This window comes from Planococcus sp. TJ-301, from assembly GCF_058268475.1.
The window spans coordinates 242196-256069 of sequence record NZ_JBZDOH010000003.1; the positions used below are offsets into that span (position 1 = coordinate 242196).

The 13874-nt window shown below is 46.7% G+C and carries 12 protein-coding genes; 5 read left to right on the forward strand and 7 right to left on the reverse strand.

Annotated features, from left to right (window positions below; genetic code table 11):
• The first annotated feature begins 114 nt into the window (after positions 1-114).
• On the forward strand, positions 115-1581 hold the full coding sequence (gene katA, locus AC4EHJ_RS14085; RefSeq protein ID WP_490976259.1) for a catalase KatA: 1467 nt from the start codon (positions 115-117) through the stop codon (positions 1579-1581).
• Positions 1582-1681: 100 nt separating this feature from the next.
• Here katA and AC4EHJ_RS14090 read toward each other — a convergent pair whose 3' ends face one another.
• Complete coding sequence (locus AC4EHJ_RS14090) at positions 1682-3079, reverse strand: protoporphyrinogen oxidase (RefSeq protein ID WP_490976260.1); 1398 nt, start codon at positions 3077-3079, stop codon at positions 1682-1684.
• Between the two features lie 157 nt (positions 3080-3236).
• Here AC4EHJ_RS14090 and AC4EHJ_RS14095 point away from each other — a divergent pair, with 157 nt between their 5' ends.
• Entirely contained in the window at positions 3237-3797 is a 561-nt protein-coding gene (locus AC4EHJ_RS14095; protein WP_490976261.1) for a nitroreductase family protein, read from the forward strand.
• Positions 3798-3959: 162 nt separating this feature from the next.
• Here AC4EHJ_RS14095 and AC4EHJ_RS14100 read toward each other — a convergent pair whose 3' ends face one another.
• The 3 genes from AC4EHJ_RS14100 to coaW all read right to left on the reverse strand — a co-directional run bounded on the left by AC4EHJ_RS14100 (position 3960) and on the right by coaW (position 6612).
• Complete coding sequence (locus AC4EHJ_RS14100) at positions 3960-4334, reverse strand: VOC family protein (protein WP_490976262.1); 375 nt, start codon at positions 4332-4334, stop codon at positions 3960-3962.
• 353 nt (positions 4335-4687) lie between these two features.
• The gene (locus AC4EHJ_RS14105; protein ID WP_490976263.1) at positions 4688-5335 is read right to left on the reverse strand and encodes an LptM family lipoprotein; all 648 of its coding nucleotides are present in this window, start codon (positions 5333-5335) and stop codon (positions 4688-4690) included.
• Positions 5336-5808: 473 nt separating this feature from the next.
• Entirely contained in the window at positions 5809-6612 is an 804-nt protein-coding gene (gene coaW, locus AC4EHJ_RS14110) for a type II pantothenate kinase (protein ID WP_490976264.1), read from the reverse strand.
• Positions 6613-6892: 280 nt separating this feature from the next.
• Between coaW and AC4EHJ_RS14115 the strand changes: the two genes are divergently transcribed.
• Together AC4EHJ_RS14115 and AC4EHJ_RS14120 are read left to right on the forward strand one after the other, a co-directional pair.
• Positions 6893-7678: an alpha/beta fold hydrolase gene (locus AC4EHJ_RS14115; RefSeq protein ID WP_490976265.1), complete on the forward strand. Its 786-nt coding sequence runs from the start codon at positions 6893-6895 to the stop codon at positions 7676-7678.
• 371 nt (positions 7679-8049) lie between these two features.
• Positions 8050-9258 (forward strand): metal-dependent hydrolase family protein, encoded by a 1209-nt coding sequence (locus AC4EHJ_RS14120; protein ID WP_490976266.1) that lies wholly within the window; start codon positions 8050-8052, stop codon positions 9256-9258.
• A 117-nt stretch (positions 9259-9375) separates the two neighbouring features.
• Here AC4EHJ_RS14120 and AC4EHJ_RS14125 read toward each other — a convergent pair whose 3' ends face one another.
• The 3 genes from AC4EHJ_RS14125 to AC4EHJ_RS14135 form a co-directional block, all read right to left on the reverse strand.
• Positions 9376-10911, reverse strand: coding sequence for a solute symporter family protein (locus AC4EHJ_RS14125; RefSeq protein ID WP_490976267.1), 1536 nt, complete (start codon positions 10909-10911; stop codon positions 9376-9378).
• On the reverse strand, positions 10908-11312 hold the full coding sequence (locus tag AC4EHJ_RS14130) for a DUF485 domain-containing protein (protein ID WP_490976268.1): 405 nt from the start codon (positions 11310-11312) through the stop codon (positions 10908-10910). Before AC4EHJ_RS14130 ends, AC4EHJ_RS14125 begins: the two co-directional genes overlap by 4 nt.
• A gap of 189 nt (positions 11313-11501) precedes the next feature.
• Positions 11502-12497 (reverse strand): S8 family peptidase, encoded by a 996-nt coding sequence (locus tag AC4EHJ_RS14135; RefSeq protein WP_490976269.1) that lies wholly within the window; start codon positions 12495-12497, stop codon positions 11502-11504.
• 227 nt (positions 12498-12724) lie between these two features.
• Here AC4EHJ_RS14135 and AC4EHJ_RS14140 point away from each other — a divergent pair, with 227 nt between their 5' ends.
• On the forward strand, positions 12725-13804 hold the full coding sequence (locus tag AC4EHJ_RS14140; protein WP_490976270.1) for a saccharopine dehydrogenase family protein: 1080 nt from the start codon (positions 12725-12727) through the stop codon (positions 13802-13804).
• Positions 13805-13874: the final 70 nt, after the last annotated feature.

The window sequence follows — 13874 nt, forward strand, 5'->3', positions numbered from 1 at the left end:
TCTAGTCACACATTATTTATAATGATTATCATTAAGGATTGATTTTAATGTAGAAACTGTTATCATTGATAAGGTAGTGTTTAATACAAATCCAGAGAACGAGGTGTTCGATTCATGAGTCAAGACAAACAAGGTCTTACAACTAACTGGGGCGCCCCAGTCGGAGATAACCAAAACTCACAGACAGCCGGACAACGCGGACCTGTCCTATTGCAAGATGTTCACCTTCTTGAAAAATTAGCCCATTTTAACCGTGAACGTGTTCCTGAGCGCGTCGTCCACGCCAAAGGTGCAGGCGCACATGGTTATTTCGAAGTGACGAATGACATCACCAAATATACGAAAGCTTCTTTCTTGTCGGAAGTCGGCAAAAAGACGGAAATGTTCGCACGCTTTTCCACAGTAGCCGGTGAAAACGGTTCTGCGGACACCGTGCGCGATCCGCGCGGATTCTCTTTGAAATTCTACACGGAAGAAGGAAACTACGATTTAGTTGGAAACAACACGCCGATTTTCTTCATCCGCGATGCAATCAAATTCCCGGATTTCATCCATACTCAAAAACGCCATCCACAAACCCATCTAAAAAACCCTGACGCAGTGTGGGACTTCTGGTCGCTATCACCGGAATCACTGCACCAAGTCACTTATTTGATGGGTGACCGCGGAATTCCTGCGACGCTTCGCCATATGCATGGATTCGGCAGCCATACGTTCAAATGGACGAACGCTGAAGGTGAATCGGTATGGGTGAAATACCATATGCTGACGGAACAAGGCATCAAAAACATCACACAAGACGTGGCAGATAAAATTGCGGGCGAAAACCCCGACTACCATACGGAAGACTTGTTCAATTCAATCGATCAAGGAGATTTCCCTGCTTGGAAGATGTACGTACAAATCATGCCTTTGGAAGAAGCCGACACGTACCGCTTCGATCCATTCGATGTGACGAAAACGTGGTCGCATAAAGATTACCCGTTAATCGAAGTCGGCCGTATGGTCTTGGACCGCAATCCAGAAAACTATTTTGCGGAAGTTGAACAGGCGACATTCTCACCTGGCACATTGGTACCGGGGATCGATGTATCACCTGACAAAATGCTGCAAGGCCGTTTGTTCGCCTACCACGATGCACATCGCTACCGTGTAGGCGCCAACCACCAGATGCTGCCGATCAATGCGCCGAAAAACCAAGTCAATAATTATCAGCGCGACGGCCAGATGAACTTTGGCAAGAATGGCGGAGCTTCTGTCTATTACGAGCCGAACAGCTTCAGCGGCCCCCAAGAAACAGCTGCTGTTAAACCTGCTCCGCTTGCTGTTGAAGGATTCACTGATTCTGTCACTTATTTGCAAGACGATTTCTATACACAGCCTGGCGACCTGTACCGCCTGCAAAGCCCTGAAGAACAAGACCGGTTGGTCGCTACGTTCGTCGGCGGTTTAAGCGCTGTAACGTTAGAAGAAATCAAAATCCGCCAAATCAGTCATCTTTACAAAGCTGACGCTGAATTCGGCGCTCGTGTTGCTGAAGGATTAGGCCTTAAAGTGCCTGCCTTCTCTGAAACGTTATAATCAATTAGCCCAACCATTCTCAATTAACTGCCGCTCCTCATGGATGCGGCAGTTTTTCTATACAAAAAAGGAAGCGGCTTTTTAAAGGCCGTTTCCTTTTTTAATTTTGCTGCTGCAAACTATTTGCGATAGCTTGCGCCAAGTCTTTGCCGTTTTGGATGCACGCCCCGATGCCGACTCCGTAATACGAAGAACCTGCCAAATGGACATTCGGTACCACGGCTGCCATCTTCATTTCCAATGCATCGACCGCGGCTTTATGGGCCATATGGTAATTGGGCATAAGCCCTTTCCAATCGGTTACTTCGACCGTTGTCGGCTGCGCTTCGATATCCAGGCTTTTTTGGATATCGGACAATGCCACTTTCACTAGTTCTGCATCGGACAATGCTGTCAATCCTTCGTATGCCGGATTCGAACTCTTATAAAAGAGCCTGACAAGCAGGTGGTGGCCGCGTGAAGTATGGCTCCATTTCCGGCTGGTCCACGTACAGGCGTTGCATAAGATGTCACTGCCTTCCGATACGATAAAACCGGTGCCGTCTTTAGGCAGGTTTTCATCCGCAATATCAAATCCCAGGTAGACGCTGATCAGCGAAGAATTCGTCAATTTCTGGAATTCCTCGTCCAGCTCCTCAAGCCCCAACACTTGCTGGGCCACTTGGTGCGGTGTTGCCAAGACAACAAAGTCAGCTCCGATGACGTTTCCTCCTGCGAGCTCAATTACATACCCGTCACCTTGTTTGACAATAGCGGAGACCGGGTCCTCTTTCACGATTTTCGTATCATGAAGCGTTTCTTCAAGCCGATCAATCAATACCGCCATTCCTCCATCAAAAGAAATGAATTTCTTGTTTGCTGCTCCCTGGAAATGGGCTTTATTGGCTTCAAATCCTTTGATGATGCTGCCGTAGTCATTTTTGTAATCCACCAGATAAGGCAAGGTCGTGGCCAGCGTCAAATCGTCCAAGCTGCCGGAATACACGCCAGACAATACAGGGGCGATCTGCTTCTCTACCAGTTCCTCGCCTAGAAACGCCTTCAGGAACTCCCCGAGCGAACTATTGCGTGTGAACGTCTCGTTTGTGCTTTCAAAATCTTTCAGCGCTTCCAGCTTGCCCTGTTCTGACACAAGCGTAGAACTGAACAACGCTTCTTTGTCCATGGGAATCCCGAAGACACTGTCTGCTGGAATTGCATGCAATTTGTTATTGGCATATAGATAAGAAATCCCCGTGCCGTTGTAGACGACTCTTTCCTGCAGCCCCAATTCTCCTACAAGCTGCAGAACACTTGCATGGCGGGCGACGATCGAATCCGCTCCCGTTTCCATGATGAACTCGCCATTGTCCACAGTGCGTATTTTGCCGCCCAGCTGGGCCTCTCCTTCAATCAGCACAAGATCCAATTCAAGGTTCTGGTCCTGCTTCAGCTTTTCCAAATAATGCGCGGCTGATAATCCGGTAATGCCGCCGCCGATGATTGCCACTGTCGCCATATCCAATCCACTCCTTACTATGGTTTCTATTCTATCAACAATTCCCTTTTGCCGCAGGAGATATTTTGTCTTTTTTAACACGCTTTTATTGCGTTTCCTTCTGCAGACTGGTTTGATTAAGATAGAAACATTTAAGTGGACAGAGGAGGACGCACTCATGATAAACGCTATAGACCAAAACATTATCGGACGCCGATCAATAAAGAAATTCAAGCCGGACCCGATTGATCCTGAAGAAATCATCGACTTGCTGAATGTCGCCAGATGGGCACCGAACCATATGCTCAATGAACCTTGGCGTTTTCAATTATATACCGGAGCGGGCAAAGAGAAATTCGTCCAGGCTTTCCTGGATGCTATGACCCAAAAAGATGGCACCATTCCGCAGACAGCGCTGAACAAAGCGCAGTATTTCCGCTCTATACCGGTGCACGTTGTGGCCATTATGCCAGTCGATCCGCGGCAGCGCCGTTGGGATGAAGATTACGGCGCAATTTCTTCGCTGCTGCAGAATTTCCAGCTTGCAGCCTGGGAACGTGGCATCGGCATGATCTGGCGCTCGAACGACTGGGTCTACAATCCGGTATTCCGTAATGCAATCGGGATTGCGCCAGCTGAAAAAATAGTGGCCACGATGATGATCGGCTATCCGCAGCACGTGCCGGAACAAGGCCAACGCACCGACATCCGCAACAAGCTGACGATTATAGACAAATAAAAGATGGCGTTCAGACGCCATCTCTGACTGTAGACTAAAGAGGTTTTAGGATGAATTTTCCCAAAGCCTCTTTTTTCCATATAAAAAAGACCATAAACGCCTCGCATCGATCGAGTTTGTCTACAGCCTGAAAGAGTTCCACGAGTCCTTTTTGCGTTGAATCTATCTTTCCATTACCGCAAAATAATTATCTTCATTGTCCGCAAAGTTGAACACTTTGCCTGAAGGCATTTCTACAATTTCTCCGACTGTAATGTTCTTACCGGTAAACTCCTTGAAAAGCTTTTCGGCATCTTCCGTGAAAAACATCAAAGAAGGAGTGCCTAAATTTAATCCAGGCGACATTTTTGCGACTGTTTCTTTGTTATGCAGAACGATGCTCGTTTCAGCACCCTCTGACGGAGCTATTTCAATCCATCTCATTCCTTGGCTGTTCTCATCAGCGACTACAGCAAACCCCAATTTTTTTGACCAAAAATCCACTGCTTCGTCTTGATTGTTGACGTACAACATAACCTGGCCAACTTTACTGATCATTTCTTCAGCTCCTTTAAGTGTCATGGACTCGTATTTAGTTTATCTTAGTCTATGTTTCAGAACATTTAAATAGTCTTTAGCTTTTTCCTGGATATTGACACGGCCGTACTTATCATAAAAAAACTTTCAAAGCAAAGGTAACCCGTTCAGATGAGAGAAGCAAAACCTTCTATTAGCATTTAAAATCGCAACAATTCCCACTACAAATAAACACCTTATAATAACTCAAAAAAGTATTCTAATTCGTAAGGTTTTCAAAACCTGAAATCTGCGAAACTACACGCCATTTTTTCTTATGCAGTAACTTCATATCGTTCATCTTAAATGAAACAAACGCCGTCTAAAGGTGGCGTTCAGTTAGTCTTTTTTTGTTCATTGTTTGTTAGCACTTGATGCAGTCCATCCTCATACCCATCCAAATATTCGATCTTCCCGATTTTTCCTTTTTCAGGGGCAATTGCATCCCCCTCGAAATTGAATTGACTAGATTCTCCATTCTCATCTGTATATTCTACTTGGAAAGTGAAGGCGTATAGCGTTGGTCCGTGTTCGCTTTGAGCTATTTCAATATTAGAAGCGTTCAACTCATAATCTTGATCAAAACCAGAATACATAAAAGCAGGAACTGCATTTATGAAGTTATCATACCCGTTCTCTGTAAAGTAGGATGCATAGGTTTCTTCCATATAGCTCATTAATGCTTGATATTCGGCTGATTCCAGATAGGCTTCATAATCATCCATATATTCTTCTGAAATTTGCGCTTCCATCGCGGCATCCAATAATTCTTTATATTTCTCATCTGGCCCATCGAATTCCTCTTCGATAACAGCCCGAATCGCTTGTTCATTTTTATCGGCCGTCTCTTCCGCTTCTGCTCCATTTCCCTTTGCTGGCCCTTTGGCTGAACAACCCATAATCAATAAACTGATGAAAATCAAAAAAAGAATGCCGAGAGCTTTTTTCATAGATGAGTGTTCGTTGTTTCTTAAAAAATCCATAAAATGACCTCCTCATAAATTTAGTAAAATAACTACACTATTTCTTCAAACAAATGTGTTCATAGTAGTAATACGGATGAAACTTTAAACAGTTTCTCTTTCCTTACAATTAAATTCCATTTATAGATTTCTATGAAAAAAATAAACTTTCTCTTTTTCAAATTAGGGTTAACAACTGAATTGGCAGTCGTTTCAGCAAGGTTTTAACACCTTACAATAAATATTGTATGTCAATTGAAAGTACGGTTAATTCAATTGTTTAAAAGGGTGCGATTTAATATTGAACGCTTAGATGACAGCAAAGAAAAGACCGCTAATTCAGTTGCGAATTAACGGTCTAATAGCTGCTTTAGTTTTGATTTTGCGCCTCTCAACTGAACGGATTAAAGCAAAGTTTCATGGTCTTTATTGGAGAAAAAGCATTGTGGCAGCGAAATGAAAAGAGCTGTCGAGAGACACTCGACAGCCATTTTTCAGATTAAACTCTTCATCGCTCCGACCGCTCCGGAAAATTCACCGTTCTCCAGGAACAGCGGTATAGAGCCCCTTAAAATCGTATAGCTTTCCACCACTTGTTTGAGCAGCGCATTTTCAATAAACGACGACCCAATATAAATAATAGTTGAGCTGCTGCATTGGCGCGCCGCTTGGACGCTGACAGTGCTGACCGTTTCCCCGACAAGTCCGATGACCGTTGCCAGCAATTCCTCGACCGACAATTCGCTGGATATCGAAAAAAGATCTTGGCCAAAATTGCTGGCTGTCAATTCGCCGGATATCGGCGGTTCTTTGCCTTCATAGATATGCTTTACTTTTAAATCAATCCGCTCTCTGGATCCTTTGCTTGCCAGCCGCACAATTTCATCGAAATCGGTCAAGCCTGTCAGCAAATGGCTCAGGCCAATCAACGTGCCGCCGCCGACTCCCGTCCCACCTAGCCGTTCATGGGTATTGTTCTGAATGCAATGGATAGAAGTCCCGGTGCCTACATTTGTCACCAAATACGCGTCATCGTTGCGCCCCATCTTTTCAAGAAGAAATTGGACGCCTAAATGCGTCGCTTCGAATTCGACCATTTCATTTGTTTCTTTCGTTAAAAAAGAACGCAAAACGCCTGATTTTCCCCCAGTTACACAAATATCCGCTTGGCCCAGCCCATTTATCCAATCAGCCACCTGTTCCATTTCCGCAATCGGATATTTCGCAAAGTGAATTCCCCCCGCTTCCGCGTAAGCCACTTTGATCAGCGTCCCGCCTGCATCAATTCCAACTATCATTTTTGCACCTGCTCCTTCTGGAAACTCCAGCTAATGTGAATTATATCTCAAGAAATTTTACCACAATAATGGTATTCGCGAAATTTTTTTGCCGGATAACGATTGGGCCAGTAACTTGCAGAAAATCCTCATACCAGCTTTTACACGAGGTTTTTGTTTTACATCACTGGCAGTCAGGGTATAGAGGTGAAACTGCAAAGAAAGCCGCGGCTTTTTCAATCTTGTATCCCGTTTGCCTCAATCACTCAATTTATCACCTCATTAAAAAAGGAGCTTGCCAATGCCATATGCTGTTATCGATGATTCCGTCTCTTTGTATTACGAGATAAAAGGGCAAGGCCAACCAATTGTCTTTGTCCATCCGCCTGTCATGGGCCACCAGGTGTTCATGCATCAGGAAATATTGTCCCATCATTACCAGACCATCTTTTACGATCTCCGGGGCCACGGCCGTAGTTCCATCGGCAAAGATCCGCTATCGATTCTCTTGCTGGCCAACGATTTGAAAAAACTGTTGGATTCTATTGGAATTGAAAAGGCGGTTATTTGTGGATTTTCCAATGGAGGTACCATAGCGCAGGAATTCGCTTTGCTTTATCCGGAACGGACAGCCGCTTTGATTCTTACCAGCGCTTATCCAAAAGTGGACCATTTAGGCTTGAAAAGCTTGATTGTTTTCGGAATGGCCATGTCCAAACTTCACCAGATTCCGCTGCTCGCCAAAATGCAGGCCAAGACGCATAAGTATTACCAAAGCGACGAAAAGAAGTTTTTCGATTATGCCAAAAAGGCCAATGCCAAAAGCGTATACGAATTTTGCAAAGAGGGATTGAAGTATGATTCCACCCATTCGCTTTACCGGTTGACCATGCCGGTGCTGATGATCTATGGTTCTCAGGAAAAACCGATGCACCATCATCAAGACGCTTTTCTGCGATCAGTGCAACACGTAGAAGTAGTCTATATAAAAGGTGTCTCTCACGAAACACCACCAAAGAAATTTCCGGAATTCAATGAAATCGTCCATCGATTCCTGCAAAATCTAAACAAGCCGTCTGTCCTTTAATAAAAAGGAGACGGCTTGTTTTATGTTCTTTTCATCTTTTGGCTGTCTGAATCGGCCGTGTTCACGTGGACATTGGCTTCGGAGAAATTCTTTTCGCTGGCTTCTTTTACAATAAGGTGAGGAGAAACCTCTTAACAGCTTAATTCATCTCGCTTCAGAGGGAATATAAAACTATAAAATAATCATTTTTATAACTCAAAACTTCTTTTGAGGCCACCCCTAACTTATTCCGTGTCTTTTTGTGCCCTCTTCTATATAGTAGGAGAAGTAAAAATGAAAATATTTCAATAATTCAAATTACAAAGAAAGACATATTGCTGCTTGGCTCCGCAGGAAACATCTCTTGACCATAAAATGAAGGAGGAATTCCATTGTCTTTGAAAATTGAAAATGCCACGATTTATACAGGAAGAGGCGAGAAGCTGTTACAGTCAGCCATCGTCATTGAAGAAAACAAGATTGTTGCTGTCGGTGAAGAGGCGGCCAAAAGAAGCGCAGAAACCGTTATCGACGCACAGGGAAAAACCATTTTACCGGGCTTTTTCGATATGCACATTCACCTTGGCATGGATGGCATAGCTGATCCATTCGCTCAAATTGCTACTGACAGCCAGGCTACTTCTGCCTATCGCCACCAAGCCAATGCGCAAAAACAGCTGAAATCAGGAGTCACCAGTGTCCGTAACCTGGGTTCTAAGTGGCATATTGATCTGGCGTACCGCGATGCAGTCAATGCAGGTCTTATATCGGGCCCGACTGTTTACGGTTCTGGCCAGCCAATCGTCATGACTGGAGGCCACGGCTACCCTCTCGCTTCTGAAGCTGATGGCGAAGACGAAGTCCGCAAAGCGGCTCGCCAAACATTGAAGCAAGGCGCTGACGTGCTGAAACTGATGGCGACTGGCGGGGTTATGACGCCTGGAGTTGACCCGGGTTCGCCGCAGTTGTCTGAAAAAGAAATGCGGGCAGCTGTTGAAGAAGCACTCCACGCTGGAAAGACCACCGCTTCACATGCCCAAGGTACTGTAGGTATTCAGAATGCCGTACGTGCCGGAATTACAACCATTGAGCATGGCATCTTCCTAGACGACGAAACCATTGAATTGATGATCAAATATGGAACTGTGCTTGTTCCTACCCTTGCCGCACCTTATTATATTGTGAAAAATGCCGATTCCGGAGCGATACCTCCGCATGCCGTCAAAAAGGCTATTTATTGCTATGAGGCCCATAAAGAAAGTTTCCGAAAAGCAGTCCAAGCCGGAGTGAAAATTGCTGCCGGCACAGACGCTGGCACTCCTTTCAACTTGCACGGCGACTTTGCCAAAGAGCTTGAATTGATGCATGAAGGCGGGATGAATATCCGTGACATCATCGCTTCCGCTACTTATGATGCGGCCTCAGTCCTGAATGTCCAAAACGAATTCGGTTCACTGGAAAAAGGAAAAATAGCTGATTTCATCATCTTGTCCGAAGATCCAGAAGAAACCCTTTCTGCTTTCCGTGCAGTCGAGACGGTTTATAAAGGAGGAGCAGTTGTGCATGGCAATCACCACAGAGAAACCATCCCGACTAAATAAAAGACGTGGTCAGCCAAAAAATTGAATATAGTGCTTGTCTGTAAACTTTCGTGAATTTCTTACTTTAGCTAAAACAAGCCGCCTTCCTAAATTACAGGAAGGCGGCTTGTTTTGATCCTATAACTGTCTGAAGCCGCCTGTGTTTGCGCGGACATTGACTTCGGAGAATTTCTTCTCGTTGGCTTCTTTCGATAACAAGGTCCCGACGACTCCACCGAGGAATCCAAGCGGAATGGAAACGATGGCGGGATTGGTCAGCGGGAAGAGAGGAGTGCCTGTAATAATGGCTGCCCCGGCTTCCGGGTTCATGACGCTCGGGCCAATTGACACCAGAACAAGCGCGGACACCAGTCCAGTAATGATGGCCGAAACTGCTCCGGTCGTATTGAATTTCTTCCAGAAAATCGTGTAAACGATAACCGGTAAATTGGCGCTAGCTGCGATACAGAACGCCAGCGACACCAGGAACGCCACGTTCAGGCTCTGGGCAAAAATGGCCAGGATAATCGAGAACACGGATACCCCGACAGACGCGTAGCGGGCCGCAAGCATTTGCTGCCGTTCTGTTGCTTGTCCTTTTTTGATGATCTGGCCGTAAATATCATGGGCAAACGCGGATGCCCCGGTCAGCACCAGGCCGGCCACAACGGCAAGGATCGTAGCAAAGGCTACTGCGGAAATGAACGACATCAGGATATCTCCGCCCAAAGCTTGCGCAAGGAGTGGTGCCGCCATATTGCCGGCAGGGTTGGTATTGATGATGGTTTCAGAGCCCACGAATGCCGCAGCACCAAAACCAAGGAAAATGGTCATAACGTAGAAAATGCCTACTATCCACGTTGCCCACATAACAGAACTCCGCGCCGTTTTTGCGTCACGCACCGTGAAGAAGCGCATAAGGATGTGCGGCAGACCAGCTGTACCGAGGACGAGTGCCAGCATTAGCGAAATGGTATCCAAAGGTATTTTGTATTTTACACCAGGATTGAGGAACGCTTCTCCGTGCGGTGTCGCCGTTTTTACTTGTGCGAACATCTCCAGGATGCTGAAGTCGAAACGCTGCAAGACCAGGAACGACAAGATGACTGTACCGATCATTAGCAGCACTGCTTTGATAATCTGCACCCAGCTCGTCGCGGTCATACCGCCAAACAGGACATAGATCGTCATCATAATCCCGACCAGCAAGACAGCCCATAAATAGTCGATACCGAATAATAATTGGATCAACGCGCCGGCACCGACGAGCTGGGCAATCATATAGAAGATGACAATTGTGATAGAGCTGAGCGCCGCAGCGCCGCGCACTTTCTTCGCGTTAAAACGCGCATTGATCATATCCGCCAGCGTGTATTTCCCCAAATTGCGCAGGGGTTCCGCTACGACGAATAAGACTACCAGATAGGCCACTAAGTAACCGATTGAAAACAGGAAGCCATCAAAGCCAAATAACGCAATCGACCCGGCGATTCCTAAGAATGATGCCGCAGACAGATAATCCCCGGCAATCGCCAGACCGTTTTGCCAGCCGGTCAATCCGCCTCCTGCTGTGTAGAAATCACTCGCTGAATTGGTGCGTTTCGCTGCAAAATACGTTATGACGAGAGTCATCGCAACGATGACTAAAAAAATGATAATGACAGTTGCGTTCATCGGTTTTCCTCCTCGTCATAATTGAATTCTTTTAATGTATCGTGCGCCATTTCATCAAATTTCGCTGCGCGTTTCATGTATACGGTGACAAGAATCCACGTCATGGCGAAAAGGCCGAAAGCAAATATCCACACCCATGAAATATCGCCGATGAAAGGCGCACTTAGCCAATCGGTATAGGAAATGATGAGGTTGAATAATAGATACAAGCCTAAAAATAAGATCGTCGTCGAAATCAAAAATGCCTTTTTCTTCTTCATTAATTCCCGGAAACTGGCAGATGCCTCGATTGCTTCGAAATCCGGGACATGCCCCGCCTCTCTTCTATTCCCTGCCATCTTCGCCTTGTCCTGGCCCTTTGCAGGAACTGAAGCGTTATTCCCCGTTGCCGTTTTCGCCATAATCAACACCCCTTTTTTACTTATACTTTCAGAACATACAAACTATTAAAACATTTAACATTTACCAAGTCAATGTGTTAAATGGTATAGATGGCATTTAATACCATTTCGATGAATGGAATACGACACGCCAAAAAGCCCCGTTGCCATTGTCAGCAACCGGGCTCTAATTTACGCTTTTGCTGCGCCTTAATTTTCGCGCTGGTTTTCTTGGCCGAACGAGGAATTGAACAGTTTGAACAATTGTTCAAATTTGCTCAGGATGTCCAATGCCAGCAAGCCGTTTCCTTCCGCTGTCTTCGGATAGCCGAGCGGCACTGTGCGGCGTACGAGCTGAGCGTATAATTCCGCTTCCGTCAGCTCACGCGCAAATTCCATTTCTGCAATGTTCTTGATCAAGACCAATGCGCCAGAAATATGGGGCGTCGCCATCGAAGTCCCTGATAATGTCGCATATTGGCTGCCAGGATAAGCAGAGTAGATGTTGATGCCCGGTGCAACAATATCGATTTCGTTGTTCGTATTGCTGAAAGGAGCTATTTTTCGGCTGAAGTCGACTGCCCCGACTTGAATGACTTCGCCATAGGCACCGGGATAAGCGAATTCATCGGTCGAGTGGCTATCGTCTCCTTCGTTGCCAGCGGCACAGACAATTGGAATGCCATTGTCGACCGCTCTTTTCACAGCATCGTGAAGTTCTGGGACGTTATCTGGTCCACCAAGCGACATCGAAATGACCGTTGTTTTTTCGCCATTCGGTCCGCGCCAGTCAATAGCATAATGGATGCCGCTGATGATGCCTGCGTAATCCCCTGACCCTTCACCATTCAGCACTTTAAGAATCAGCAGCTGTGTTTCCGGGGCAACTCCCACGATTTTTCCATTAGGGCTCAAGGATGCGGCAACTGTACCTGCTACGTGGGTTCCGTGGCCATTATTATCAGAAAAGTCATTAACATCGCTATTAAAGTCAGCAGTGAAGTTCCGGCCGCTGATGATCCTTCCCTGAAGATCGGGATGGTCCGGTTGGCATCCCGTGTCCAATATCGCTACAACCGTACCTTTGCCGTGCTTGGCCTGTTCCCAAACCGCAGGTGCTTGGATCATCCGCACACCTTCTGGAATTTGCGGGGCTGCTGAAACGATTGCTTCCACCCGAAAAGGGATCAAATGAATATCATGCATAAAAGCGCCTCCTTTTTCATTCATTCTAATGCTGCTACCTGTCCGCCTGTCCGCTGCTTCTAAATCTACTTTCTCTTGCTCTTAGTTCTGTTCTATTTTTCCTTGAAATCCCCTTTTTATTTCCCGGGAAACATTTCTGCAGTATTTTTGCAGGCTGCATAGACAGGCTGCAAAAAAGGTTTTTTAGCCCCTCGGAAAGAATAGTTAAAGAAAGAGGGGGTTTTAAAATGAATGGAAAATGGCTGATTTATGGTGCATATGGCTACACAGGCGAGCTGATTGTGCAGGAAGCGGTGCGCCGGGGGCTGCATCCCGTGATTGCTGGGCGCAATGCTGAAAAACTGGTAGCATTGGCTGCACAATTCCAGTTGGAAACACGAACCTTCCCTTTGGACGGCAGTGCCCATGAACATTTGCAGAACATCGATCTCGTGCTGCATTGTGCAGGGCCTTTCAGCGAAACGAGCAAACCGATGATCGAAGCTTGTCTGGCGTCAGGCGCTCATTACTTGGATATTACCGGGGAAATCCCCGTCTTTGAACATACACATGCCCAACACGAACGGGCCATTGCTGCTGGCGTCATCCTTTGTTCCGGGGTTGGCTTCGATGTCATCCCGACAGACTGCACCGCTTTGAAACTGAAAGAAATCCTGCCGGACGCCACGCAGCTGGCACTGGGCTTCGACTCGGATTCCGGCATATCTCCAGGCACCTATAAAACCGCCGTCCGGGGCCTTGGTTCTGGCAGCGCTGTGCGCCGGAACGGACGTCTTACCGCTGTGCCTCTTGGCAGCCAGCATCGCCGGATCGACTTTGGAAGGGGCACCAAGTCTGCCATTGGGATTCCTTGGGGCGATGTCGCCACAGCCTTTTATACAACCGGAATCCCAGATATTTCGACATGGATTCCGATGCCGCGGGCAGCCGTTTTCGGCGCACGCCTGTCAAACGTCTTGCGCCCTGTACTCGCATCAGGTCCGGTGCAGCAAAAACTCAGCGCTTGGGTTGAACAAAACGTCAGCGGCCCTGACGAAACGCTGCGCAAAAATTCGCCCGCTTTTATATGGGGCGAAGCATCCAATGCGGCAGGCATCCGGAAATCCGTGCGCATCCAAGTAGCGAATGTTTATGACCTGACCGTCTATGGCGCTTTGGAAACGGCGGTACGCCTATTGAACGGCAACTTCCCTGCCGGCAGCTCGACTCCAGCCCGCTTATTCGGCTCGCAGCTCATAGAAGCTCTTCCCGGTTCTGGGAAATTTGAGATTGATACGTTCTACCCTTCCCCAACAAATAAAAACTGATGTGCACAAAAAACAGACCATAGGCGATGCCCAAGTTTAAGGGCACGCCTATGGTCTGTTCGGCTTTGTA